This is a genomic window from Yoonia sp. 72 (assembly GCF_034652275.1).
GTDB lineage: Bacteria > Pseudomonadota > Alphaproteobacteria > Rhodobacterales > Rhodobacteraceae > Yoonia.
Window position 1 is genome coordinate 675,946 of record NZ_JAXIWG010000002.1, and the last position, 25,555, is coordinate 701,500.

18 protein-coding genes and 2 pseudogenes are annotated in these 25,555 nt (G+C 58.3%); 8 read left to right on the forward strand and 12 right to left on the reverse strand.

Annotated features, from left to right (window positions below; all coding sequences use genetic code 11):
- Positions 1–15 precede the first annotated feature (15 nt).
- Positions 16–1,017 carry a chemotaxis protein CheB gene (locus VCK47_RS11805; RefSeq protein WP_322890654.1) on the forward strand — a complete coding sequence of 334 codons (1,002 nt, stop codon included), beginning with the start codon at positions 16–18 and terminating at the stop codon, positions 1,015–1,017.
- Between the two features lie 38 nt (positions 1,018–1,055).
- Here VCK47_RS11805 and VCK47_RS11810 read toward each other — a convergent pair whose 3' ends face one another.
- The 9 genes from VCK47_RS11810 to VCK47_RS11850 all read right to left on the reverse strand — a co-directional run bounded on the left by VCK47_RS11810 (position 1,056) and on the right by VCK47_RS11850 (position 14,084).
- Positions 1,056–1,418 (reverse strand): response regulator, encoded by a 363-nt coding sequence (locus VCK47_RS11810; RefSeq protein WP_322890653.1) that lies wholly within the window; start codon positions 1,416–1,418, stop codon positions 1,056–1,058.
- Complete coding sequence (locus VCK47_RS11815) at positions 1,415–5,047, reverse strand: CheR family methyltransferase (RefSeq protein ID WP_322890652.1); 3,633 nt, start codon at positions 5,045–5,047, stop codon at positions 1,415–1,417. Before VCK47_RS11815 ends, VCK47_RS11810 begins: the two co-directional genes overlap by 4 nt.
- Before the next feature lie 436 nt (positions 5,048–5,483).
- On the reverse strand, positions 5,484–6,686 hold the full coding sequence (locus VCK47_RS11820; RefSeq protein ID WP_322890651.1) for a PHB depolymerase family esterase: 1,203 nt from the start codon (positions 6,684–6,686) through the stop codon (positions 5,484–5,486).
- Between the two features lie 46 nt (positions 6,687–6,732).
- Positions 6,733–8,826, reverse strand: a complete 2,094-nt coding sequence (locus VCK47_RS11825) for a catalase (RefSeq protein WP_322890650.1) — start codon at positions 8,824–8,826, stop codon at positions 6,733–6,735.
- 604 nt (positions 8,827–9,430) lie between these two features.
- Positions 9,431–10,351, reverse strand: coding sequence for a glycosyltransferase (locus tag VCK47_RS11830; RefSeq protein ID WP_322890649.1), 921 nt, complete (start codon positions 10,349–10,351; stop codon positions 9,431–9,433).
- On the reverse strand, positions 10,348–10,917 hold the full coding sequence (locus tag VCK47_RS11835; protein ID WP_322890648.1) for a class I SAM-dependent methyltransferase: 570 nt from the start codon (positions 10,915–10,917) through the stop codon (positions 10,348–10,350). Before VCK47_RS11835 ends, VCK47_RS11830 begins: the two co-directional genes overlap by 4 nt.
- A 4-nt stretch (positions 10,918–10,921) precedes the next feature.
- Positions 10,922–11,599 carry a PIG-L deacetylase family protein gene (locus VCK47_RS11840; protein ID WP_322890647.1) on the reverse strand — a complete coding sequence of 226 codons (678 nt, stop codon included), beginning with the start codon at positions 11,597–11,599 and terminating at the stop codon, positions 10,922–10,924.
- Positions 11,592–12,617 (reverse strand): acyl-CoA dehydrogenase, encoded by a 1,026-nt coding sequence (locus VCK47_RS11845; RefSeq protein ID WP_322892284.1) that lies wholly within the window; start codon positions 12,615–12,617, stop codon positions 11,592–11,594. Before VCK47_RS11845 ends, VCK47_RS11840 begins: the two co-directional genes overlap by 8 nt.
- Before the next feature lie 465 nt (positions 12,618–13,082).
- The gene (locus VCK47_RS11850) at positions 13,083–14,084 is read right to left on the reverse strand and encodes a sensor histidine kinase (RefSeq protein WP_322890645.1); all 1,002 of its coding nucleotides are present in this window, start codon (positions 14,082–14,084) and stop codon (positions 13,083–13,085) included.
- A 633-nt stretch (positions 14,085–14,717) separates the two neighbouring features.
- Between VCK47_RS11850 and tnpA the strand changes: the two genes are divergently transcribed.
- The 4 genes and pseudogenes from tnpA (at position 14,718) to VCK47_RS11870 (ending at position 17,543) form a co-directional block, all read left to right on the forward strand.
- Positions 14,718–15,149 (forward strand): IS66-like element accessory protein TnpA, encoded by a 432-nt coding sequence (gene tnpA / locus VCK47_RS11855; RefSeq protein ID WP_322890644.1) that lies wholly within the window; start codon positions 14,718–14,720, stop codon positions 15,147–15,149.
- Positions 15,146–15,499, forward strand: a complete 354-nt coding sequence (tnpB, locus tag VCK47_RS11860) for an IS66 family insertion sequence element accessory protein TnpB (RefSeq protein ID WP_322890643.1) — start codon at positions 15,146–15,148, stop codon at positions 15,497–15,499. Before tnpA ends, tnpB begins: the two co-directional genes overlap by 4 nt.
- Before the next feature lie 123 nt (positions 15,500–15,622).
- A pseudogene (tnpC, locus tag VCK47_RS11865) lies at positions 15,623–17,110 on the forward strand (IS66 family transposase).
- A gap of 184 nt (positions 17,111–17,294) precedes the next feature.
- Complete coding sequence (locus tag VCK47_RS11870) at positions 17,295–17,543, forward strand: PHB depolymerase family esterase (protein WP_322890642.1); 249 nt, start codon at positions 17,295–17,297, stop codon at positions 17,541–17,543.
- A gap of 171 nt (positions 17,544–17,714) precedes the next feature.
- Here VCK47_RS11870 and VCK47_RS11875 read toward each other — a convergent pair whose 3' ends face one another.
- The 3 genes from VCK47_RS11875 to VCK47_RS11885 are packed head-to-tail and all read right to left on the reverse strand — an operon-like array spanning position 17,715 to position 20,919.
- Positions 17,715–18,647: a hydrogen peroxide-inducible genes activator gene (locus VCK47_RS11875; protein ID WP_322890641.1), complete on the reverse strand. Its 933-nt coding sequence runs from the start codon at positions 18,645–18,647 to the stop codon at positions 17,715–17,717.
- A 10-nt stretch (positions 18,648–18,657) separates the two neighbouring features.
- Positions 18,658–20,310 (reverse strand): TRAP transporter large permease, encoded by a 1,653-nt coding sequence (locus tag VCK47_RS11880; protein ID WP_322890640.1) that lies wholly within the window; start codon positions 20,308–20,310, stop codon positions 18,658–18,660.
- An 18-nt stretch (positions 20,311–20,328) separates the two neighbouring features.
- A complete protein-coding gene (locus tag VCK47_RS11885) occupies positions 20,329–20,919 on the reverse strand; it encodes a TRAP transporter small permease subunit (RefSeq protein ID WP_322890639.1) in 591 nt (196 codons plus the stop codon).
- Between the two features lie 314 nt (positions 20,920–21,233).
- Between VCK47_RS11885 and VCK47_RS11890 the strand changes: the two genes are divergently transcribed.
- From VCK47_RS11890 to VCK47_RS11900, 3 genes and pseudogenes are all read left to right on the forward strand, one after another.
- Positions 21,234–22,349, forward strand: a complete 1,116-nt coding sequence (locus tag VCK47_RS11890) for a TRAP transporter substrate-binding protein (RefSeq protein ID WP_322890638.1) — start codon at positions 21,234–21,236, stop codon at positions 22,347–22,349.
- A 367-nt stretch (positions 22,350–22,716) separates the two neighbouring features.
- Positions 22,717–24,585 carry a dihydroxy-acid dehydratase gene (locus VCK47_RS11895; protein ID WP_322890637.1) on the forward strand — a complete coding sequence of 623 codons (1,869 nt, stop codon included), beginning with the start codon at positions 22,717–22,719 and terminating at the stop codon, positions 24,583–24,585.
- A 284-nt stretch (positions 24,586–24,869) separates the two neighbouring features.
- Positions 24,870–25,272: pseudogene (locus VCK47_RS11900) on the forward strand (IS5/IS1182 family transposase); the annotation flags it as partial.
- Positions 25,273–25,555 lie beyond the last annotated feature (283 nt).

A 25,555-nucleotide genomic window follows, 5' to 3' on the forward strand; every position in this document is an offset into this window, starting at 1 on the left:
TATCTGAAGGACGTCATGCCCCATTCTTTGATCATCGCTATCGGCGCATCAGCGGGCGGCGTGTCTGCCTTGCGATCAATCGTTGCTGACTTGCCGGAAAGCTTTGCCGCGCCGGTTCTTATCGTGCTTCATATCGGTGCTCATCGCAGCGAATTACCCGCGCTTCTAAACGCGGTCGGACTGCTTCCCGCGAAACATGCCGAAGACGGCGAAGCAATCGTCCCCGGTCAAATCTATGTCGCACCTCCGGACCGGCACATGATCGTCGATGATGGAAAGATGCGCCTTGCGCGTGGCCCGAAGGAAAACTGCGCGCGGCCCGCCATCGATCCCCTCTTCAGAAGCGTGGCCGAACACTATCGCGCGGGCGCTGTCGGCGTCATCCTGACCGGCAACCTGAACGACGGCGCGCTGGGGCTGAGCGACATCAAACGACTCGGCGGTATCGCTATCGTTCAGGACCCTGAAGATGCTGCCCACCCGGAAATGCCAAGAAGTTCAGCAGAAAACGTCACTTTGGATTATTGCCTGCCGCTTGCGGAAATCCCTCAACTGCTCATCAAGCTTGTCGATCAAAAGGACGGAAAGGAAGTTGCCATGCCAAAATCTTCTTCTCAATTGGACGGACACAAGCCCGAAATCATCGAAGATCAAACTTTTGAAAGACCGCTGACTGTGACCTGCCCGGATTGCGGTGGAGCGCTCAAAAAGAAAAAGGTCGGATCGATTATCAAATTCGACTGCCACATCGGGCATACTTATACGGCTGAGATTATGGCGACGGCGCAGTTCGAGGAGATGGAAAAGGTGATGCGCGCATCGGAACGGTTTTTGAACGAGCGGGCCGAATTTTGTCTCCAGATGGCCGAACAGGTGGGTGATACCGATCCACACGCTGCCAGTAACTGGCATGCCGCCAGCAAGCAGGCGCTGGACCGGGCCTACAAGCTTCGCGATCTGGTAGAACAGGACTGGATCACGCCAGAAACGTCCCGGCAGGATATCGCCGTCCGATGACCGCGCCAATCTGATCCACCGCCTTTCGGCACTCCCGATCAGCCGCGACAAGCCTCCGAGATAGTGCGCTCCAGATCGCTCTGCGTATAGGGCTTTTGCAACACCGGCAGATCACGATAACCGTCCTGAAGCCCGTCGACGCCGTATCCCGTGGCGAAGGTGAAGGGAATCCCACGTTCGCGGAGGATATCTGCGACGGGAAAGGACTTGGTCCCGGCCACATTGATATCAAGAACGGCGAAATCCAGGTCAATCTCTCGGGCGAGTTTGATCGCCTTACCGACGCGGGTGGCTTGTCCTGCGACGGTATGCCCGATGTCAGTCAACATCTCCTCCAAGTCCATGGCCAGCAGAACCTCGTCCTCGACGATAAGAACTCTTTTGGTTGAAAATTCGGTCACTCGGTTTCCTTTGCGTACTCATCCGGCATAGGCGCATTGATTGTGCAGACGACCCCGAATACTTCGTATCTAACTTCCACCTCTCCATCCAGTTCCGCCGCTAGAAGCTTCTGGATCAACATCGAGCCGAAGCCCTTGCGCGTAGGGGGAGTGACAGGTGGGCCCCCGCTTTCCGACCATTGTAACGAGAGCCGCCGATCCTGTCCGCTGCCCAAGAGCTTCCATATGATGTCGACGTGCCCCTCCTCGGTCGATAGCGCACCGTATTTCGCAGCGTTCGTGGCCAGTTCGTGCAAGGCCATCGAAACCGACAGCGCCGCACTCGGCAGCAGCCAGAGGCGCGGGCCGTCAACTTTGACGCGGTCCCGCTCTGTAGAAAGTGGCTTGACAGTGTCCGTCACTACGTCACGCAAATCCGCACCGGCCCAGTTTTCGTTTGTCAGCAAGTCATGTGATTTGCCCAGTGCCACCAGGCGCGCTCCAAAATTTATGCGGGCCTCTTCAAGCGACGTGGCGCAGCGCAGCGTCTGCGACGCGATGGCTTGGACCGTCGCCATGACGTTCTTGATCCGGTGGTTGAGTTCACCGACCAGAGTTTCCCGGTGCTCCTCGAAGCGCTTGCGCTCGGTCACGTCCTCGATGGCAATCAGGATCAGGTCGTCGCGTCTGTTGTCTTGCGGCAATCTACACGCCGTCAGCAACATTGAGCGGCGCCCGGTCTGGTGGAATTCCTGTTCGACGGCGAAATCGTGGATTTCCTCGTCCTCGGACAGCACGCGTTCCAGAAGAGATCGTAGCGGTGGATTGTTCCATTCGCCCGATCCAAGCTCAAAAATAACTTGTCCTACGGGGTCTTCATCAAAAATAGCGAACAACTCACGAAAAGCTTTGTTGGCAGATCGGACGTGCAGGTTTTGACCCAATACGAGCAAGGGGTGTTGAACTGTCCGCACGATGGTTTCCGCGTAGACCCGCGCGTCATTGATTGTATCCGTGGCGAGCTTCCGGTCGGTGATGTCATTGAATGTGACGACGACACCTTCAATGCGATTGTCCTGCGTGCGGTAGGGTAGCACACGGCGCAGATACCACCGGCCCGCATCGCTTTGCACCTCGGCCTCGACGGCAGTCAGCTTCGCTAGAACCGTCTTCACGTCCTGCAACAGGGTCTTGTCTTCGAATTTGCGGGCCAGATGCGCGATCGGTCGCCCGATGTCTGACGCGATGAAGTCGAAGAGATCTCGGGTCGCGGGAGCGAACCAGCGGATGCGGAGCTCTTCGTCCAAAAACAGCGTCGGTGTATCTGACCCTTCCAGCAAGTTGTTCAGGTCGTTGGTCGTCGATTCAAGTTCGCCGATCTTGTGCTGAAGCTGGCTGTTAACGGTGTTCAGTTCCTCGTTGAACGACTGCAACTCTTCTTTCGAGGTCTCCAGTTCCTCGTTAATTGACTGAAGCTCCTCGTTCATCGAGATCGTTTCTTCGTTCGCTGCCCTCAAGTCCTCATTCGTGGTTTCCTGGTACTCGATCGTGTTCTGCAATTCAGCGCGGGTGGCCTTCAATTCCTCTTGAAGAGCTCGTTCGCCCGGTGAAGGATCGCCCGATGTGGTCGTGGCGTTCGCGTCGGGCTGTGCAACGGTGGGTGCAAAGCTTACCAGGAGAAATCCCTTCTGCGCGTTATTGGAGAGCGGAAGGACCGTCATCGTGACCGATCGGCCTGACTTGCCTTCGCGGATGCGGGCGTCGACCGTCACGCTTTTCTCTTGTTTCGCGGCTTCGCGGATGGCGGCCCCCAGATTGGCCCCCAGGCCGTCGCGCACCATCGTCAGCAAGTCCCGCGTCGGCTTGCCGGGCGGATTTCCCAGATAGTCCCGCGTTGTGCCATGAAAATAGAGCACGCGGCTTTTGTGGTCGATTAGGACCGATGCCGGGGCGAACTTCGCAAGCAGCGCGTCGCGCGCCATTTCGGCGGCAGAAGCGTTAGGCTCTGCTGCCGGTTGCGCCGTCGTTTCGAGTGCGCGTGACGTCGATTGATCCTGCTGCGGCGCATAAGATAGCAGGCCGCGCCGGGTCGACCCCAACCGACGGAATATGCGCCATTTCTTCGACACCGTCTCGAACATGTCCTCTTGTCGCCCGATCGTTTCTGAATTGCCAAGGAAAAGGTGGCCGTCCTTTTTCAGCGCAAAATGAAAGAGTGCGATGACCTGCTGCTGCGCGTCCGGTTCCAGATAGATCAGGAAGTTGCGGCACGACACGAGGTCGAGGCGTGAGAACGGCGGGTCTCTCAACAGGTTCTGAGGCGCGAAGACGACCATGTCGCGCAACTCCTTGCTGACCTGATAAAAGCCATCCTGCTCTTCGAAAAAGCGCGTCAGCTGTCGTGCTGAGAAGTCGATCATTGCTGCGGCCGGGTAGAACCCCTCGCGCGCCCTGCTCAGGTTGTCCTCGAGTGCGTCAGTTGCAAAGACCTTCAAGTCGAATTGCTTTCCAGCCGCCTCTGCATGTTCGGCCAGCAGGATGGCCAGGGAATAGGCTTCCTCTCCGGTCGAGCAGGCCGGTGTCCAAACCCGGATCGATGCGCCTGTCTCACGCTCTGCGATGATCGGCGCAATGACCTGTTCAGCCAAAACTTTCCATGCAGCGGGGTCACGAAAGAACCCCGTGACGTTGATCATCAGGTCGCGGATAAGCGTCGTGACCTCTTCGGGGTTGTTCCGCAGTTCTGCCACGTAGGCGTCAAGTGTTGCAACGTTTCGCAGACCAAGACGGCGGTCCACCCGTCGGCTCAGCGTCGCGTGCTTGTAGTTGCGAAAGTCATGTCCGCCTCGCGTTCGCAAAAGCTCCAGAAGATCCCCTAGCGTCGCCTCGCGCTCGTCAGAGGTAGCCTCGATCTCGGCGGATTCGGGCTCCGCGACATAGTGGTGGCTGATGAAGGCCAACAAGGTGTCGGGCATCTTGTCGATATCGAGCACATGGTCTGCCATGCCCGCTGAAATCGCGCTGCGCGGCATGCCGTCGAACTTTGCGGAGTTGGGCGTCTGAACCAAGCTCATGCCGCCTTCCGCCCGAATATCCCGCAAGCCCTCGGTGCCGTTGCTGCCCGTTCCTGAGAGCACTATGGCGATCGCCCGTTCGCGCTGATCGGCGGCAAGAGACGAGAACAGCATGTCAACTGGGTGGCGCTGGCCACGCGGCTTCGAGGGCTTGGACAGGTGCAGCTGGCCATCACTGACCTTCAGATTGGAGTCGGGCGCGATCACGTAGACGCTGTTGGCGGCAAGACGCATCTCGTCCTCGACCTGTACCACCGACATTGAGGTATGGTTACTTAGAATGTGGGCCAGTTCGCTTTCGCGGTTTGGGTCCAGATGCAGGACGACGACGAAGGCGCAGCCACTATCGGAAGGCATTGCGTCGAAAAAGCAGCTGAGCGCCTCGATACCACCTGCCGAAGCGCCGATCCCGATGACTGGAACAGACCCAACAACCCGAGTAGAAGTGCCCTGAATGCTCGGGGGCGCATCTTTTTTACTTTGAGTTTCCGTCTTCTTGTTCCCTTTCTCGCTGGACTGGGTCGATTTTGGTCTCGACCAGCGGCCAATCAGACTGCCTTTTCGTTTATTCGCCATTCATATACCCCTGAAAGATAACGTTGAGTCCATAAAAAGGTTCACTTCTGTGTTCAGCCGATGTGGTGTCTCCCTTCCCGCGACGCCTTTTCAGCGCTTCCCACGCTTAGTCGGGGGTAGCTCTAGTCTCGATGCCTGGCGCGTGAAGCCCATTGTGCGAAAGTGTAAAAATCCCGAGTCTATCCGCTGTAACACCTATCGAGTTCTCGGACTCAGGAGGGATAGCCAAGGCGTTCCTCGCTGCCAAGGGTAGCCATGTCAGCCGGCGCGGGCGGAGTTCCACCTGCCTGATCAATGCAACGCAGCGCCTGCAATGGGTGGTATGGTCCGTTCAAGCATGGACCAGTCAGCCACGGGTCATGGTGGCATGCATGGCGATCAGGCCTCGGGCGTGATGAGTGAAGAACTTTAGGTTTGTTTGACGCATCATCGCGTGTCAACGATGCTTTTTCGTGGCTTTCAAGACGCGTTTATGCTGCAGGAAGAACCGTAGCATTTCGCGCGATGCGTCGGGTCCGGTCGGGTCGGTGTAGCTTCCGCCGGATTGCCCACCCGCCCATGCGTGACCTGTACCATCAATTTCCCAATGCTCGACCATACTGCGCCCCGCGTCATCACTATGGCTGATCCGCTTGTAGCTGCGCCCATCGCCACGGACGCTCTTACTTTGCTGTTTTCTGAGCCCTCCGGGGATGACCTGCGCGGCCACGGCGGCACCATTAGCGGGGTGAACCGTGCGGTCTGCCATGCCGTGAAAGACGATGGTCGGAATGCTTCCCGTGCGCTTTAAGCCCGCAGCCCCGCTGCGCATTGCTGTAAAGGCGGACCCCATATCCTTGGCGCTGCCTACAGGAAGGCCCGAATGGACACCGACGCCTGCGAAGACATCAGGATAAGCGTCACCCATAATTGCTGCCGCTGCTCCGCCGGCCGACAGACCGGCGACATAGACGCGGTCGGCATCAGCCGACCGGTCGCGCAGAATATCGCTGACAATCCCCGCGATCAAAGCGGGTTCACCCCGGTCACGTCCCTGATCTTCGGGATGGAACCAGTTCCAGCATTTCTGCGCATTTGCGGCTTGGGTTTGCGCTGGATACGCAACAAGGCAGCCGAATTCCTCGGCCACAGCATTCATACCTGTCCCGATTGCAAAGTCTTCGGGCGATTGCGTGCAACCGTGCAACATGACGACCAGCGGCATTGTGCCTGACGGTTGTTTGGCCGGGACATATAGGCGGTAGTCACGGCTGCCATGCATGCTGGTATGCGTAAGGGTCAGAAACTCTGCGCCTTCTGGCAGCTCAGGTTCGGCGGAATGTCGGATGTTGTGTCCTGCCAGGCCGCCGGTTTTCAGACCGTGTAACGTTTCGCGCAGCCCGGTGGCGCGCCGCTTGCGCGGCGCTGGTTTTGGCTTTGCTGGCGGCTCCGCCTTTTTCTCGGCTGCTTTCGGTTTGACCGTGCCAGTATCGTCCAGCGCGACAAAATCGCCCTCGATCATGTCCTGATCCGCTGTGACATCCTGAGAGGCCGCTTGCCCCTGCATGATCGATTGGATCAATTCGGTCGCCTCGGTAAGCTTACCCGCACGGGTAAGTTCTGTGGCGCGGGCCATGCCACGCGCGAAAGGAGTTGTCATGATGGTCTTTCACGGTTGAAGGGGAACTTGACAGGAGAGGTGTTTGTCATGCGACGAACAAAGGCTCTCTATCCCAAAACCGCAAGGCGCGGCAGGCATCCAAAAATGCCTTGGCAGAAGCTGCATCCGACAGTCCGTAGATGCCGTCGCCGTGGTCTTCCGACAGCCCGCAAGTTTCACTGAGTTCCTCGGCACCGTCGCCAAGGGCAATGAACTTGCAATGAACAAATGCATCGTTCAGAAAATCAATCGCTGCTGGCCAAGTTGAAAGACTGTCCTGACCGGGCAGGACAGCAATAGCGTCGAACAACACGGAAGGCGCGCCGCCGATCTGGTCTGTGACTGGATGCCAGTCATCCTTGCTACAGGTGGCCCCCCCGATCCGCGGGCCGATAACCCGCAGGACGGCCCCTGCCTCTGTCACGGCCTGTTCCAACGCTTTCAAGACGGCCCCGTCGAAACCATCGCTGACTAAGACACCGACGATCCGGCCCTTGAAGGTGTTTGCAGGCGTCAGCTGGATGCTGAGCGCAGGTGATGGCGCAAGATCTGTCCGCGTCAGTTGCGCCGCCGGGGCCGGGGCCGGCAATGAGGCGATGCCCAATCTGTCACAGGCGTCCTGTGCCAGATCTTCGTCGATATTGATCAGGTGTGACACCATGCGCGAACGGATGGCCGGTTCGACGCATTTTGACAGCTCGAACACCAGTGCAGAAAGGATGTGATCCTGCTCTGACGGTGATTGGCTGATGTAGAACTGGCGCGCCTGGCTGTAATGGTCGGCAAAACTCTCCGGGCGCAGCCGCACCTTTTCGCCGGTGACCGGCGCTTTGTAGCTGACGTAACCTTCCAGAGGATGCGCGCGCGGCCCTTCGCCCCAGCCGTTGGGTTCATAATTGACGCGACCTTTGCGGTTGTCGGTCTGCATATGTCCGTCTTGCTGGTAATTGCTGACAGGGCAGCCTTTGGGCGCATTGATCGGCAACTTGGTGAAATTCGGTCCGCCAAGACGTTTCAACTGCGTGTCGAGGTAGGAAAAATTGCGCCCTTGCAAAAGCGGATCATCGGTAAAGTCGATGCCGGGGATCACGTTGCCTGTGCAAAACGCCACCTGTTCGGTTTCGGCAAAGAAATTGTCCACCGCGCGGTTCAGCTCAAGCGTGCCGATGAGTTCGACGGGGCAATCTTCTTCCGGGATCAACTTGGTCGGATCCAGCACGTCAAAGGCGAAACTATCGGCGAAGTCCTGATCGAACATCTGCACACCCAGATCCCAAGCGGGAAAATCGCCACGGTCGATCGCATCCCACAGGTCCCGCCGGTGCCGGTCGGGGTCGGCGCCGTTGCTTTTGACGGCCTCATCCCACATGACCGATTGCAGCCCCATCCGGGGTTTCCAGTGGAATTTGACAAAAGTGGATTTGCCATCCGCCGTAACGAAACGGAACGTATGCACGCCGAACCCTTCCATCGTGGTAAAGGATCGCGGAATTGTCCGGTCGGACATCTGCCACATGACCATATGCATCGCCTCAGGCGTCAGGGTGATGTAGTCCCAGAAATTGTCATGCGCGGATTGCGCCTGCGGGAAACCGCGATCGGGGGCAGGTTTCAGGGCATGGACCAGATCGGGAAATTTGATCGCGTCCTGAATGAAGAACACCGGAATGTTGTTGCCGACAAGATCCCAATTGCCTTGGTCCGTGTAGAATTTCACCGAAAAGCCACGCACGTCACGCGGCAGGTCGGGCGACCCTTTGCTGCCGGCGACAGTGGAAAAGCGCACGAAGACGTCCGTTTCTTTGCCGGCTTGGGCAAAGGGGGCGGCTTGGGTGACATCGCCGAGCGCGCGGGTGCAGGTAAAGGTGCCATGCGCGCCATAGCCACGGGCATGGACGACCCGTTCGGGGATACGTTCATGGTCGAAATGAAATATTTTTTCGCGCATGGCGAAATCTTCCAGCAGCGCGGGGCCAGAGGCACCGGCGCGCAGCGTGTTCTGGTTGTCGGCGATGACAACGCCCTGCGCGGTGGTCAGGCGTTCGGCACCCTCTGTTGCGTGCTGATGGACTTCACCACCTGCGCCCCTGTCGGAAATCAAGGCGTCAAGTGTGTCGGGTTGGCGTGGCGTATCGGTCATGGCTGAATCCTTCGGGTGGGGGCATTTGAACTGGGAGGAAGCGGGCGTCATTGCCTGCCCCCGCAATTGTCAGACCTGCGGGCTGCCTTTGGGTCTGCCGCTTGCGGTCTCAGTCGGATGGTCAACGACGCTGTTGGCGACGTCCGCTGTGCGATCGAAAATGACCGCGCCTATGTTCTTGTCATCCTGCATCAAGCCTTTGAGGTCGGTAGCAAGCTCGTTGACCCCGTCTTTGACGTAGACCCAACTGTTTAGGCAGATGCGTGCTTCGTTTCGCAGCATGCTTATCGAAGTCACGCAATCCTGCGCGCTACGCAGACGGGTGAGGCTTCCGATCCGGGCCAGTCAACGCAGACGTCAGCCATATTGCTCGAGTTCCGATTAGCTTTGGCTGTGCCGACGACTAGCATCTCGGGCGTGATCCTGTCTGGACCTATGCGGCGCGGCGTCGCCAGCCATTTGTTTTCAATCTGGTCCTTCTTCCTGATGACATATCCTTTCATTGCGAACCTCCGACGCGTCCTGAATGTTCCCGGCTTTGCGTTTGCTGCTGCGCTAAACTCCGCCTGCCCTTGATGACGGTCACTGACTGGATTTCCTTCAACTAGGACGCATCGAGTTCCCCCCATTTGCGCCGATGGTCATGTTCAATTCGCCGGTGGCTCACTTTTGAGGCAAGAGACGGGCTTCGACAGGCTGCGATGGCATTGCGTAGATGCTTTGCTTTGCGGTGCAGCTGTGCAATTTCGCGGTTCAAGCAATCTGGATCCGCCATGCGCGCAGAAATCGTGTCGGCCATTCCGCCCGGCGCGCGCCCCTCAAGGCGGCAGGACGCGGTCACCGCAAGCGACCAAGGTCGCGCAACGCGGCCGCCCGTTGCTTCGATGAGTTCTACGATCCGGCGATCCTCGTGGCAGGGGATGGCTTCGAAACCGCCTGCGTGAAGATAGGTTTCCTTCCGGAAGGCAAGACTGGCCCCCGGCGTCTGCCCGTGTCGCGGCAGCGGATCATGCAATCCGGGAGATCTGAGGCCGTCAAGTTCGGCTTGCAGGGCAGATACCTCGTCCTCAAGTTGGCCGTGGCGGCGCACGACAGCCGGCAGCAATGCAAACTCTTCCGGGTCCGGGACCACACGACCGCAAACCACATCGGCTGTTTTCAGGGCCTGTCGGACGACCCGGCTCCAGCCGGACTTCACAACACAATCAGCGTCAGTCGTTGCAAGTATTTCCGCACCCGGAGCAGCGTCGAGCGCTGCATGCATGCCGATCCGCCGTGCTTCGCCGACGCCGCCGTTCAAGCATCCGGTTTCAAGCACTGCTACGCTGGGTCCGCCGACTTGGCGTGCGATCGTCGCTGTCGCATCGGTGCAGTTATTGGCAATGACGATCACATCGAGGCCCGGCGTTTCTTCTGCCAGAGCGGATAGCGCGGCAGGAAGGCGTGCTGCCTCGTTGCGCGCCGGGATGGCGACGATGAAACCTGTCTTGCCCCAGCCAGCAGGGATGTGCAGGGCTTGTGTCATCTGGCGTGCCGGGTGACAGGTCGAAAAAAGTCGATGCGGTGGCGTGGGTCGCTCGGACGACATGACAGGCAGTCGCGCACCGTTGCTGTAGCAAAATGCATCAGGGCGGCATCGCCTTCGATCTCGTTGCCCGACGGACCGAGCCAGTTGACCGCCAGAATATCGGCATCGGGCCATCTGGCGTCGAGTTGATTGGCCAGATCGTCCAGTCCTGCCTCATCCAGAAAATAGAGGATCTCGGAAAGCACGATAAGATCAAACACACCGTCCGGCAGTTCGCAGGGCAGGAATGCCTTGACAAAGGTCCCACTCGGGGCAGCCTGACGTGCGGACGCCAAGGCAGTATCCACCGCATCCACGCCGGTGTAGGCATCGCATCGCAAAGCGAGCCTTCGTGCCAGTTCTCCGTTTCCACAGCCGATTTCGAGAGCGTGGCAATATCGGTCGCGTGGCAAGGCGGCGAGTGCCGCGTCAAAGCGCGCGGCTTCATAGGGAGAGGTCCGGAAATCCCACGGATCGTCGCTGCCGGAATAAAGACCTTCAAGATGGGTGCGGGGAACGGCCATAGCGTTATATGATCCGTTCGTCATAGATTTCGGGATTTTCGGCAAACAAACGGGCAAATCCGGGGGGCATCGCAAAGCCGTTGGGGTCGTCGTGAAACACTTTGCCTTGCTGGCTGGCATGGGCGGCAATTGCGCGAGATTTCAGACCAGCGTTAACCGGATAAAACGTGCGCCGGCAATTGAGGACGGCAGGTGCCATTCCAGCGCCGACCCAGCGTGACCAGATCGGGTAATAGATGAGGCGCAGGTGCGGGCGGCGCGATAAGAGGTTTGTCGCAATCAAGGCCGCCGTCACATGATCGCAATGTGGATCAAGCGGCGAAGGCGCGAACAGAATACGGGCATCCGTCTTGCCGATCAAAACGTCCAGCCGGGAAACCACCGTGTCCAATGGAACGTGATGAAGGGCCGCGTCAGGATAGCCAAGGCATGTCAGGTTCGCCTCGGGATCGCCGCCCAAAATGGTAATTGCGTCAGCCAGTTCCTTCGCACGGATCGCCGCAACGTCTTCTGTGCTGCGAGGGTGAGACGCGGCACCATCAGTCAGGCAGGCAACATGCGCCGGTATTCCTTCGCGCCAACAATCGGCCAACAACGCGCCGCATCCCAGAACCTCGTCATCGGGATGTGGCGCAAGCACCAGAACCGGTGAGCCCCAGACAAAGTCATGCACGCTACCCACGCCACACCTCGGACAATGGCCCTTTACGCGTCAGAAGCGTGCGACCCGATCTTTGCTCCATCGCGTCACGCGCGGCCTGTCTGCAATATGTTGCCAGATCGCGCGCGATCCTGCCCGTTTCCGACCCATGCGCGAAATGCGGCAGCCCGACGGAGCGTTCAACCGCTGCGATTGCGTCCTGTGCGAGCTCTTCGGTCAGCAGGCGTGCTTGGATAGATAAGGCTACCGCCCGTTCGGGATCAGCAGCACCCTCGGGGCCCTGTGCGATTTGTGCGGTCTGTTCGATCAATCCGAAAGCGGCCAGGGCCCGGCCCAGAACGGGGGCAAGCCGAGCGATCTGGGCATCTGTTTCGAGACGACCCAGACTTTGTAGGTAATCACGTGCAGCACCGAGTAGCCCCAACGTGCCTCCAAGTTGCAACGCTGCAATGCGCCAGACACCGCCCATAAATGTCGGCTCAGTATGATAGGCATCCGGCGCACCGATCCAGATCGGCTCAAGACCCGTCAGGTCGATATCACCCGAGACAGTCGCCCGCATTCCAAGCATGTCCCAACTTTCGGGACGGTGCCGTTCCGGATCGGTCACGTCAACGAGGGCGAGGCGAATGACCTTGTCATCCAAGGTGGTTACCAAGGCATGGGTGACGGTTCCAAGTCCTGACGCATACCTCTTTGAGCCGGAAAGTCTGCGCCCCTCAATCCGCGCCGGGGTCTCGCCATTCGCCCCCCAGACCCCGAGAGTGGCGCCAGGCAGGGCGATGTCTGGCGCGTGCATGTCAAGGAGAAGCCGTGCGTTCACATGGCCCTCCGCCAAACGAGCGACCGGTAGGTTCGCCTCTGCCAGTGCAACAAGAATGCGCGCAAGGACAGTGGGGCGTGGTTCCGCCAAGACCCCGGAGGTTAGAACTGTTGACATTGAGGCTGATAAAGAAGTGCCGGCATCCTCTTCAAAAGCGGCCTCGCGCAGTTCGCCAAAGATGGGGCTTTGAAAGTGGACTGGTTTCTCGTTCCGCAATCTCTTGTCCTATCGGTAATCGCCGTCCAAGGTTTTTCTTTTGGCGTGCGTCAACCGGTGACCGGAGCATCTGTTCCATTGCACAGTTTTTCCGCAACCGCTTTTGCTCAATTTGAAGCGCACAGCAGGCACGCAGCTAAGCGCCCTGTTTGAGTAGCCACTGCGTCGTCCATGTGACCACTGAACCTGGCCTCGGCGGTTCCTTCATTGCCGAGATGATGAAATGAGACCTTCGCAATTTCGATACATGGCACCTGCTGTTGAAGTTACTCAGCTGCGCCAACCAGGGTCTGTCTGCGTTCAAGAATTCCGATTTCAGCAAAGGAATGAAGCAAGGTTGCAAAATGGGATGCAGTCTGGATCCGAACTAAATTGAACGATAAGCAGTGGGCAATAACGCTTCACGCTGTCCCGGCCGTGCATCGGAAGCCGGGCCGTGGACCCTGCGTGATATGGTTTTGACGTCTATGCTGAAAGTTGAGCGACACTAATGACCAGAATTACGATGAGTCCGTCTGAAGACCAGTCATAGCTGATTTCACCACCAAACTGAGCTTCCATGGTCTGTCGGATTAGCTTGCTACCATAACCGTCGCCTTTCGGAGGTGCGGTAACTGCCGGGCCGCCGTGTTCTTTCCAAATAATGCTGACGTTTTCGCCTTCTTGCGTCCCAGACACATCAAGCGTCCCGACCTCGGATGACAGAGCGCCGTATTTCAACGAATTTGTCGCGAGTTCATGAACGACCAGAGCGAGCCCCGTCGCTCCAGCTTCTCCTATCCCCATACGCGGGACGGCGACCCTGATCCGACCTGCGAAGGCACCATCGTCATCGTAGGGTGAGAGCAAGACAGTAAAGAGATCCCCGAGCAACGCTGCCATTCCTTGATTTCCCGGCAGTGGCCGCACTAGATCGTGGGCGCGGCCCAAAGCAATAAGACGGTGAGTGAGCTGCTTCGTCATGTCTTGCGTCGAGTCTGACGATCGCGAAGTCATCTTTGTTAGCCCAGCCGCAATCGCCAGAAGGTTCTTCACTCGGTGGCTCATCTCACCAGCCAGAAGCTCGTGCCCTTCCTCGGCTTGCTTCCTTCCAGTGATATCTATGAAGATTCCTGTCATTGCCTGTTGTTCAATGCCAATATCCCCGCCATTACCACGTGCAGATATCCAGCGCACTTCACCGTCCAAAAGCGTGCGGAAATCAATCTCATAGGCGCCATCGACTGTCTTTGTAGCAGAGAATGCCTCCCTGACGCGGTCTCTGTCAGCGGGGTGAATTTTTTCTGAAAGGCGCTCAAATGTAAGTTTTTGTCCTAGAGGCACATCCCATAATTTGTAGCCATGTGGGTCCATAGCAAAATTATTCGTATCAATGTCCCATGACCATAGAGCGACGCCGGCGGCATCGACAGCCGCTCGAAGCTGTTCGTGTCCCCATTTAGGAGGATGAAAGGCTCTTGACGGCACGATGTTTCCTTATCAGAACGAATGTATTCTCAATCGTCAATTTTTTTGATTGATCCACGAAACTGATCGTGGCTTAGATCGACAAATTTTTCAGCGCTTGTCTTACTCTGATCGATTTGAAAGCCGACCGACAAACGGCGGTTTTAGCCTCGCGAGAGTGACAGAAATTCCTCTGACATGCAAAGCCTCTTCCATCCGGAAAAATATGACGCCGCTGCTGAAGAATGCGGACACCGCATCTAGGCAACATTTGTCAAGCGCGGTTTAACGCATTCGGGATCAATCCCAACGCGAGACCAAAAACAGGATGCTTGGCACTTGCTGCTCATTCCGACTTTGCGTTTTTCGTCCTGGACCTTGAGGGACGATCCTTCGCTGGCGTAATCATCTAGGTCGCTTTGTCTCCTGTAAATCGTGCCATCCTTAGCCGTTTGATCATTTCCTTTCTCTCTTGTCATTTTCAGCGTTCACGATGTCCATAGCTGCGACTTACGTGGTGGCTGCACGTCTCTCGGACGGGACGAAGTGAAGGATATTTTAGATGGCGCGTAAGCGGCGTCTGGCCCCCACCTTCCAGCCGATAGTCTGACCTGCGATGCCGCGCCTGACGGAGATTGGTGCGGGAGTTTCGCGATGGCAACTACGGGTGAGTTTCTCAGGGATTATGGTGTAGAGATACGGGGGAATGGTCAGCGTCGCTGGCCTGACGAGGTCAAGGCGCTGATCGTTGCCGAGACGTTGAAGCCGGGTGCGACGGTGAATGCGGTTGCTGCGCGTTATGGGCTTCGCGCGAACCATCTTTCAGAATGGCGCAGGTGGGCACGCGATGGCCGGTTGGTTTTGCCTGTGGTTGAAGATGACAGCCACTGTTTTGCGCCTGTCGTGATGTCGGATGGCGGCGGTGGGGCGCATGTGCCCGCTGTTGCAGGGCAGCCAGTCAAGCCTGCAGCACTGGCCGCAGCATCAATCGAGATTGTCATGGGCCAAGTCACGATCCGATTGGACGGAGAGACGCGTTCTGACCGGATTGCTGAGATCGTGCGGGCACTTGGGGCACGGCCATGATGTTCCCGTCAAACCGCGTGCGGGTTCTGGTCTCGACGCAGCCTGTGGACTTCAGGAAAGGTCACGACGGTCTGGCGGCGATCGTGTCGTTGGTGCTGCGCAAGGATCCATTCACCGGCACGGTGTTTGTGTTCCGGTCGCGCCAGGCGGATCGGCTGAAGCTTTTGTATTGGGACGGCACCGGATTGGTGATGGCCTACAAGCGGTTGGAGGATACAACGTTCACTTGGCCTGCGATCAAGGACGGGGTGATGGCGCTGAATCACGCCCAGTTCGAGGCCCTGTTTGCCGGTCTTGACTGGCGCAAGATCAAGGCATTGGAGACGCGCCCACCGGCTGCGGCAGAATGAATCAGCCGCCGTCTTTTGCGTGTTTTTACTGTGGCTTTATCGTAGTCTCGGGTCATGATTGAGACGCCTGTCATTGACCTTTCTACTATCCCTGCCGCGCAGCGCGCGGTGGTTGTGACCTTGATGGAAACGATCGCAGCACTTCAGGATATTACCCAACGCCAGCAGCATCTGATTGCTGAGCTGAACCATGCTCTGCATGGCAAGCGGTCGGAAAAGCTGACCGAGGATGAGCGGCAGCTGGCCTTCGAGGATCTGTCCATCGCGCTGGCCGAGGTCGAGGTGCAGAAGGAGCATCTGGCCGCCAAGGCAGGGGAGAAAACGGCAACCAGGCCCGCGCCCAAGCGCATGATTGGCAATCTGCCGGCCGCGCTGCCGCGCATCGAAGAGGTTATCGAACCTGCCAGCCTGATCTGCCCCTGTGGCTGCGGTGTCATGCACAAGATCGGTGAAGACCGCACGGAGCGGCTGGACATCGTGCCGGCGCAGTTGCGTGTGATTGTCACCGTGCGCCCGAAATACGCCTGCCGGACCTTCACAAACGGCGTGACCGAGGCACCGGCGCCCAGCCACCTGATCATGGGCGGGTTGCCGACAGAAGCGACGCTCGCCCATGTGCTGGTCAGCAAATATGCCGACCACCTGCCATTGTATCGTCAGAGCCAGATCCTGGCGCGGGCGGGTCTTGATCTGCACCGCGCTGTCTTAGCCGACTGGGCCGGCAGGGCCGCGTTCCACCTCAAGCCCGTCGTCGACCGGCTGGCTGAACACCTGAAACGATACAAGCTGTTCATGGACGAGACGACGGCCCCGGTGCTGGATCCGGGGCGAGGCAAAACCAAGACAGGTTATCTCTAGGCACTGGCCCGCGATGACCGGCCATGGGGCGGCGAGGACCCACCCGGTGTGGTCTACTTCTATGCCCCGGGCCGGGCCGGTGAGAATGCCGAAACATTCCTGACAGGCTTTGACGGCATCCTGCAGATCGACGGATACCAGGGCTATAACCGGCTGACCAAGCCTACCCGCAAGGGCGGCGATCCCATTCGGGTGGCCCATTGCTGGGCGCACGCGCGACGCAAGCTGAAGGAAGTCTTTGACCGCGATGGATCAGAAATCGCCGCCGAGGGCCTGCGCCGCATCGCCGAGATCTATGCCGTTGAAGCCGATATCCGTGGCACCTCCCCCGGCCAGCGATTGTCTGCCCGCCAGACCCGCAGCGCCCCGCTGGTCGCAGCATTCGGCGATTGGCTGCAAGCACAACGTCGCAAGATCTCCGCCAAATCCCGGTTGGGCGAAAGGCTGAATTACATCCACAATCACTGGGACGGGCTGCAGACCTTCTTGGCCGATGGCCGCGTCGAGATCGACAACAACCGCGTCGAAAACCTGATCCGCCCCATCACCCTCAATCGGAAAAACGCCCTCTTCGCCGGTCACGACGAAGGCGGCATCGCTTGGGGCCGCATCGCCTCGCTGATCGAAACCTGCAAGATCAATGGTGTCGAACCCTTCGCCTATCTCAAGGCCACCCTGACAGCGATCGCAAACGGTCATCCGCAAAGCCGCCTCGACGACCTGCTGCCGTGGAACTTCAAGCCGTCAAGCTGAACCGACAGTGCCCTCCTGAGAACGCTTACGATGGCGCCATGATGCGGCTTTTTTGATTACGAAAAGACGCGAGATGCAGTTCGATCGTCGGACTGCGGCTAAGCAAATTGCATTATCGACATCAGCCGTCAACAACTGGGTTGTTGCTTGCCTGTTCTGCGGTGGTCACGTTGAAATCGGCTAAATGCTCAGTCTCCAGCAGTCGTCGTCGGCTCAGGCCCAGTCATTTTGGAACTGGTTTGACCGCGGCGACCAGCAGCGCGATGTCGGCGCACCGGCCATTCTTGCCGGGCTGACCCGCCTTGTCATCGCACGCCATGACATGCCGGCCGACCACGTATTGGTTGCGGGCCTTTTCGTTGGTGCGGCGATGGCAGTAATTCTGGGGAAAACCTATCCCGACACCGCCCGCATTCCAGCCTCGCTGGCGTGACACCGTGAGAATATGCTACCCAGTCAACGGAAGACCAAAACCTGAACAAAGCTAACTCATAACTGCGGACTCTCAGGACAGCAGGTCACCGGCTACGGCTATCAGATCAGGTCGGTGAGTTTTGTGGCATCACTCTGCTGGCAGCCTTGGCAAGGGGCCCTGTCTGCTAGGTCAGAGTGGCTCGAGCACGAGAGTTCCTGCAAAAACCTCGCGCGCGACGACCTGGATCAGCCGCGCGATGCGGCGTGCGGCATCGTCGCTGCTGGCGCTACGGGTCACCAGCCCTACCGACCGCAGGATGCGTGGCCCCTCAAGCGGTACAACTACAACGTCGCGGTCATCGGCGCCGATTTCGGATCGCACATATAACGCTGGAAGAACGGCAATGCCCATTCCCATGCCCGCCATCAGACGGATCGCATCAAGGCTGGTGCCTTCGTAATCGGCCCGCATCTTTGCACCAAAGCTTTCGCACAGATCGGCCACCTGTTGGCGCAGCGCAAAGGCCGGACCAAGCGCCAGCACGGTTTCGCCGCGCAACTCTTCGCGCTTGATGCAGTCGCGGGTTGCAAACGGGTGGTCGTGCGCCACGACGATTTCCAACGGCTCGCGGAACAGCCGGATCGGCATGATGTCGCCACGGACCGGCAGTTGCACAAGGATCATGTCGAAATCCCCGCGCACCAGACCGAGCGCCAGTGCCTCTGGCGGGGCTTCGCGGATGAAAAGCTGCAAATCGGGATTTAGCGCATGCAAGCGCGCGATCACGTGCGGCAACAGATAAGGCCCCAACGTTACCGATGCACCGAACCGGATAGCACCTGTCAGCCCGCTGCGCGGCAGATCGAACCGGTTGACCAGCGCCTGTGCTGCATCAATGATTGTGCGGCCGCGCTCGTAGACCTCGCGCCCGGCAAGGGTGGGGATCACCTTTGTCCGCCCTCGTTCCAGTAACCGCTGGCCCAGCCGCTTTTCCAGTGTGGTCAGCTGAACCGACAAAGACGGCTGGCTGATCCCGCAATGGTCGGCGGCTGCCTTGAAGCTTCCCGTATCAACAAGGGCAACAAAGTATTCAAGCTGCCTAAGACTGGGAAGATTTCGCATTTTACCGCTCTCACAGAAAGTCATCTTCGCCCGCACCCGCATCGAATGACGGTGGCACTGCGCCATCAAGGCCAGGCGTTTCCGACCGAAACAATTCGTTTGGAAGCCATGTCGCCAGTTCGGGGAACATCCACAGTGCTGCCAGCGCGGTTACCTGAATTGCGATGAATGGCAAGACCCCACGATAAATCATCGGCGTGGTGATGCTACGTGGCGCTACCCCCCGTAAATAGAACAGTGAAAAGCCGAAGGGCGGAGTCAAAAATGATGTCTGCAGCAACAATCCGATCATCACGCCCAGCCAGATCGGATCGACACCCATCATCAAAAGGATCGGTGCAGTGATCGGGATCACGATGAAGATGATCTCGAAGGTATCAAGAAAGAAGCCAAGGACAAAGATAATCAGGAAAACTACTAACAAGGCACCTGCCTGTCCGCCCGGCATGCTTTCAAGAAAGCCGCGGACCATCACGGTGCCGCCAAGCTGCGTGAACACGAGCGCAAATGCGGTTGCGCCCAGCAGGATGATGAAAACCATCGACGTGATCGACATCGTCGATACCGACGACCGGAACAGCGTTTGCGCATAGCTGCGCCGCAGGTCGCCGCGTACCAGAATGATCAGAAGCGCAAACGCCAGAAGCCCGAGCATCATGTTCAAAAGGCCTACCGCACCAAAGAACCATGCAGTGGTCGCAAGACCCGCCAAAGCGATCAGCCAGAACCAGAACAGCCGGATGTCTCGGCGAGGGTCGCCCTCTGCCCCAAGATAAGCATCGGCAAACAACTTGACTGCTGCAAGGAACAGCGCCCCTACTGCACCGACACTGGCACTTTCGGTGGGTGTGGCTATTCCCGAGATAATCGACCCCAGCACCGACACGATTAGCAAAAGCGGCGGGATCAGCGCGCCGATGATCCGCAGGCCGAGCCCCGCCTTTTCCGTTGGAGACATGACAAGGGGTGGGCAGCTTTTCGGGTCAGTGATCGCCTTCCAAACGATATAGATGATGAACATCGCGACCAGTAACAGGCTTGGCAGGATCGCCCCCGCGAAAAGATCGCCGACCGACACCGTATCGGGCGCGAAATTGCCAAGCGACAGTTGCGCCGCGGAATTGGCCCCTTGCAGGATGTCCGCCAGAAAGATCAGCACCGTTGACGGCGGAATGATTTGACCCAGCGTACCCGATGCACAGATTGTACCGGTGGCAAGCTTTGGGTCATAGCCCGCGCGCATCATGGCGGGCAGGGCAAGAAGGCCCATGGTCACCACCGTGGCCCCCACCACGCCTGTCGCTGCTGCCAGCAGGGCGCCCACAAGCACGACCGACAAAGCCAGACCGCCGTGCAAGCCGCCAAACAATTGCCCCATCGTCGTCAAAAGCTGTTCTGCGATGCCAGAGCGTTCCAGCACGACCCCCATGAAGACGAATAATGGCACCGCGACCAAGACCGGATTGGTAATCACCCCCCAGAACCGGTTGGGCAGCGCCGCAAACAATGCAGGGTCAAAGGCACCGATGCCGATGCCGACAAAGCCCACAAGAATTGCCAACCCCCCAAGGGTAAAGGCAACGATGTAGCCCGACATCAGAAACAGGATGATCAGCAGAAACAGACCCGCCGCCATCATCTGGCCAAGAGTTGCTATGTCCATAATGTGCCTTTCTCCGGCTCAAATCTTCAGGTCGGCACCATGGCCGCCATGGGTCAGCGCGTGGCGTTCATAGCCGGCAAGAACCATCACGCCACGCAGCACAAAGGCCAAACCTTGCAGGCCTACAAGGATCACAAAGCCCAGAAGCGCGGATTTGAGGATCCACAGATTACCCATGCCACCGGGGTTGAGCGACCCTTCGTCCGAGGCGAAGGACGTGCTCCAGAAAGTCCAGATGCCCGATCCAAAGATGTAAAGAAATGGTGCCAACAGCAGCAACGTCATTACCATGTCCGACAGTGCCTGACGCCGGGCTGACCAGCGTGAATAAAACACATCAACCCGCACAAACCCGCCGGTCATCATCGTGTAACCCGACCCCAGCACGATCACGACCACATGCGTCCAGATATAGGATTCCTGCAACCAGATCAGGCCCGTCCCCAACGCATATCGCAGATAGACCGTCGCAAAGCACAAAAGGACTGTCGCCAGCGTTGCAAATGCAACCAGATACCCGCTCCAGCGGCAGATCGCATCGATCAGTTGCACGATCTGCGCTGTCATGCGCACCCAGCCGGGTTCAGACCCGGCGGCTAATATTGACATCTGGCTCACTCCCCCTTTTGCGGATCGGATCAGCCACCCACAGCGGCGAACTTTTCGCGCAATCCCTGTCTTCTGCAGCGTTGATAGTGGTGCAGTTTGGGCAGAGGTATTCCTGCCACGCAGCGGCTTTCAAGAGTGCTGGCTAGGTTTATTTAGCTAAAATAGCCCCCACCAGAGAGTTTGGATAGTTTTCTCCGAATCAGCATTTCCAACCGGCTGACCGGTTGTTTTGCTGTGATCGCTCGACAATGTGTACCGTCAGCGCTGTGCTCCCAATTCACGCACCGCAGCTTAAACCAATCTGGGAGGATGGAATGAAAAGACGCAACTTTCTGACGAACGCGATGCTTGCGGGCACCGCGTCCGTCGGTGCGGCAGCACTGGCCACACCGGCCATTGCGCAAGGAACGATCGAATGGCGCATGGTCCATTCATGGCCAAAAGGCCTGCCGGGCGTTGGTGTCGGTGCCGAACGGCTTGCCCGGCGGATCGAGGTGATGTCGGGCGGTCGGATGAAGATCAACGTGTTTGCTGCGGGGGAACTTGTGCCCGCGCTTGGCTGCATGGATGCCGTCATGGATGGCACCGCCGAAATGGGCCATGACGCATCGTTTTACCATGTCGGCAAAAGCCAGATGCTCGCGGCTTTCTTTGCTGTGCCCTTCGGCATGACATCCGATGAACAGGCAGCTTGGCTGCTGCATGGCGGCGGACAGCAGCTTTGGGACGAACTCAACAGCCAGTTCGGCATTATCTCGCTGCCGGCTGGTCAGACCTCGGCCCAGTCTTTCGGCTGGTTCAAAAATCCGGTCAACACACCCGAGGATTTCCGTGGGCTCAAGATCCGCATGCCCGGTCTGGGCGGCGAAATGGTCAAGAAACTAGGCGCAACGCCTGTGCTGTTGCCCGGTGGCGAGATTTTCGCAGCCCTGCAATCAGGTGCGGTTGATGCAGCTGAATTTATTGGCCCGGTGAACGACCTGCCAATGGGTTTTCATCAAGTGGTCAAGCTGTCCTATGGCCCCGGTGTGCAGGAACCTGGCGGCACGGTGCAACTGATGTTGAACACCGCCAAGTTTCAGGAACTTCCGGCCGATCTACAGGAGATCATCCGCGCCGCAGCCCATGCCGGACATGAGGATATGAAGGTTGAATACGATCTTCAGTCCGGTCGTACGATGGAAACGCTGCGCATCGAACATGGGGTCGAGTTCCGCCGTCTGGAACGCCCGGTGCTAGAGGCGTTGGGCAAAGCCGCCGGCGAGGTGATCCAGGAATCCTACGACGCTGGCGATGATCTGACCCGGCGTATCTGGGACAGCTATCTTGCATCGCGTGCCGATACGATGCGCTTTTTGCGCTTTAACGAACAGGCATTCCTGAACGCGCGGACGCTGGATTTCCCCTTCCCCGGCCCACAGGCGACCTGATCCTGCGCGCCGCCGGCCCCGCGCAGGTGGGGCCGGTTCATATATGAAAGAAAACGAACAGCTGTTAAACGTTTTAGAAGTGCTTTCCATGAATGAGGTGCGGCCACAGCGGAACCGCAGCACGCGTTGATGAAAAAAACGACGCTGATGAACCGAATTCGCGCGAACTTACAGCCATTATCGTCCAATACGTTTGCCAGTGTCATTTGCCAGGCAGGTCCGAAGTTATCGCATGACGCCATGTTTTGATAGGCGTGGTTGATGGAGATCTGTAAAGCTTGATATGCTATGTGCCCAAAACTTCATTCTCGGCTGGCCTGTACCAGTCGGTCCACCCCCAATGCTGAATAATCAGAAAGAAACTTTGTTGACCAACCCAAAAGCAGTTCTGATCGACCAGCATCCCGGTCGGTCTACCCAAACACTCGGTCTTGCTATCCAAATCGGCACCGATCCTGCGCTGATCCATGAACCATCGGTGGGGGTGGTTGGCACCAAAGGCGACAGCCAGTGTTATCTCGGGGTCGCGGCCAAGGTCGAGGCGATCCACCAGACGCTCAGGTCCCGGATCGGAACGGGGCCGGACCAGTTGAGGTTCCGGCTGGTTCAGCCCGAATTCACCATCGCGACCTCGGACGGGATGCGCAATGGCACGCCGGAAATGCGCTATTCGCTGATCGGGCGCGAGGTCACGCAAGATGCCTTGTGCGAACATTTCAGCGCAACGGGCCTTGCCGGTACCATCGCTGTTGTTGCCTGTGACAAGCCCCCCGTCGGGACACTAGCGGCGATGCTGGAACATAACCTGCCGTCGATCATCATGTCAGATGGCCCAATCCATCCCGGCACGGACCCTAAAACCGGCGAAAAGCTGGATATCGTCAGCGCGTTTCAGGCGGCAGGCCATCCGGACCCCGCATACCGCCACCACATCGCCTGCCACGCCTGCCCCGGCTTTGGCAGCTGTGGCGGCATGTTCACCTATAACACCATGCAAACTTTCATCGGCGTGCTCGGAATGCAGCCCTTGCACATGGTGGCCCCGCCATCCGACGACCCGCGCCGCTTGACACAGTTCCCTGACGAACTGGTGACTTTGTTGGCGAAGTTGATCGAAACAGACCTCAAGCCGCGCGATATTGTCGGGCGGGATTCGTTGCGCAATGCCACAATCGTCGCCATGGCGATTGGCGGATCCACCAATGCGCTGTTGCATGCACCGGAAATTGCCCGTGCCGCAGGATTTGCCGATTTCTGGAAAGACATCATGACACCCGAGGAGTTCAACCACCTGTCGCAACATGTTGTGCCGGTCCTGACCAATGCACGGCCTTACGGCAAATATTCCATGGTCGATATTGATCAGGTCGGTGGTGTGCAGGTCATCGTGCGCGAATTGCTGGAGGCGGGCCTGTTGAATGGCGATGTGTTGACCTGCACCGGCGAAACGCTGGCCGGTCAGGTTGCGCGCCTTGGTGCGAAACTGGCGGATGGCGAGGTGATCTATCCGGTGAAGGCTCCCTACAAACCAACCGGCGGGCTGCGGATGCTTGGTGGCAACCTTTCGCCCGATTTTTCGGCGATCCTGAAACTGGCCGGCGTTGAAGGCGGGCTTGAGGACAATCTGTTCCGCGGAAAAGCGCGTGTGTTCGATGGCCAGCAGGCGCTGCTGGATATGTTGGACCAGACGCCAGAAGCCTTGGAAGACAAGGATATGATCATCGTCAGATACGAAGGCCCCAGCGGGGCGCCCGGTATGCCTGAAATGCTGGACCCGACGGCGCGGATCACAACCTTGTGCCGCGAACGTGGCATCGTGATTGCTTTGATGACGGATGCGCGGTTTTCCGGCGGCTCTATCGGTCTTGTAATCGGGCATGTGGGGCCGGAAGCGGCGCTTGGCGGCCCGATCGCCTTCGTTGAAAACGGCGATGAAATCATTGTCGATCTCAACACCAACGAAATCAATTGCACGCCGCTGGATAATCCCGACATTCTGGATGCGCGCAAGCGCGCATGGAACGATGCAGTCGCGGGAAACGGCGGTTTTCACCCCAGTCTGCCGGTCGCTGACACACGCCTGTTGCAGCGCGCACGCCACATGGCAGTCCCTGCCGTCCGCGGCGCAGGGTTGCATCCAAATCGGACCGTGTGGGTGCGTTACCCGCGCGATGCGACTGCATCGGGTTTCACGCCGCAAAATAAACACCGCGCCGCGACAAGCGCGGACAAGTGACGCTGTAGACTGTTTGCACAGCCGCACGATGTGACGACCGCCGTGGCCGATCTGCCGGACCACGGCGGCCATCTGTGTATCGACCCTGCAAAGGTCGCGCGGTGTGATCTGTCGGTAATCTTAGTTTCTTGTAAGACATCCACACCGGTTGCGCATCACGATCTGAACAGGCGCCACATACTTGCCACTGCACCCCCTATGTCTTGGGTCAGAACCCACTGATTTCAGGTCAGTTGCGTGTTTCATGGCGCTGAAAATGGCGTGGTGACAAGTCTGATCTCTTCTTGCTGATCGAGGCGCAGATTGCGCGCTTGGAGCCTTATTTCCCGAACTCCCCATGGGATTATTTTTACAAACTGCAATGGCTTACGGTGGCGCGATCCGCCCAAAGAGCAGGGTCCGCACAAGGCGCTTTATTAGCGATGGAGCGACAAGGGCATTTTTGCGCAGAAGATGGCTGGCCGGGTCGCTCAGCATGGAGAAAAGAAGCCAGTGGTGATCGACGCCACTTACCTGAAGGCACATCGCCCGTATCCAGTCTGGGCGTGAAAAAAGGGGGCCCAATGACCAACGGGGCCGCCTGAGCGGCCGCACGAGGGCGGGATGAACATCAAGCGACATGCCATCTGCGACAGCAAGGGCCGCCCGATCAACTTGTTTTTCTCTGCCGGACAGGTCAGCGATTACATCATATGACCGCTGCCCGAACACCTTCTTCTCAGCCACTGCTCTCGCCGCAACTGTCATCTATTGGTTATGAGTCCTCACCCTCGAAGCAACCCAGTTTGCATAAACGCAAATAAGCTTAGCAGATCATGAAGCGGCTATGCGTGCTTGTTTGTCAGTAAGCCCCTGTCGTTGCGCAGCAGTGTCGGTATCCCCGTTTTCGCGCCGATCTTGGCGGACCGGATCGGTATCCTGGTCGGCGTGCCGTCGGCAAATACCGCCGCCTCCTGCGCGTATCCCGACA

Excerpts from the sequence above, each read along its gene's own strand:
- VCK47_RS11820 (WP_322890651.1), bottom strand. The coding sequence starts at position 6,686 with ATGACAACTCCTTTCGCGCGTGGCATGGCCCGCGCCACAGAACTTACC.
- VCK47_RS11805 (WP_322890654.1), top strand. The coding sequence starts at position 16 with ATGCCCCATTCTTTGATCATCGCTATCGGCGCATCAGCGGGCGGCGTG.
- VCK47_RS11875 (WP_322890641.1), bottom strand. The coding sequence starts at position 18,647 with ATGCGAAATCTTCCCAGTCTTAGGCAGCTTGAATACTTTGTTGCCCTT.
- VCK47_RS11835 (WP_322890648.1), bottom strand. The coding sequence starts at position 10,917 with ATGGCCGTTCCCCGCACCCATCTTGAAGGTCTTTATTCCGGCAGCGAC.
- VCK47_RS11815 (WP_322890652.1), bottom strand. The coding sequence starts at position 5,047 with ATGGCGAATAAACGAAAAGGCAGTCTGATTGGCCGCTGGTCGAGACCA.
- tnpB (WP_322890643.1), top strand. The coding sequence starts at position 15,146 with ATGATGTTCCCGTCAAACCGCGTGCGGGTTCTGGTCTCGACGCAGCCT.
- VCK47_RS11885 (WP_322890639.1), bottom strand. The coding sequence starts at position 20,919 with ATGTCAATATTAGCCGCCGGGTCTGAACCCGGCTGGGTGCGCATGACA.
- VCK47_RS11880 (WP_322890640.1), bottom strand. The coding sequence starts at position 20,310 with ATGGACATAGCAACTCTTGGCCAGATGATGGCGGCGGGTCTGTTTCTG.
- VCK47_RS11825 (WP_322890650.1), bottom strand. The coding sequence starts at position 8,826 with ATGACCGATACGCCACGCCAACCCGACACACTTGACGCCTTGATTTCC.
- VCK47_RS11870 (WP_322890642.1), top strand. The coding sequence starts at position 17,295 with ATGCTCAGTCTCCAGCAGTCGTCGTCGGCTCAGGCCCAGTCATTTTGG.
- VCK47_RS11830 (WP_322890649.1), bottom strand. The coding sequence starts at position 10,351 with ATGACACAAGCCCTGCACATCCCTGCTGGCTGGGGCAAGACAGGTTTC.
- VCK47_RS11890 (WP_322890638.1), top strand. The coding sequence starts at position 21,234 with ATGAAAAGACGCAACTTTCTGACGAACGCGATGCTTGCGGGCACCGCG.
- tnpA (WP_322890644.1), top strand. The coding sequence starts at position 14,718 with ATGGCAACTACGGGTGAGTTTCTCAGGGATTATGGTGTAGAGATACGG.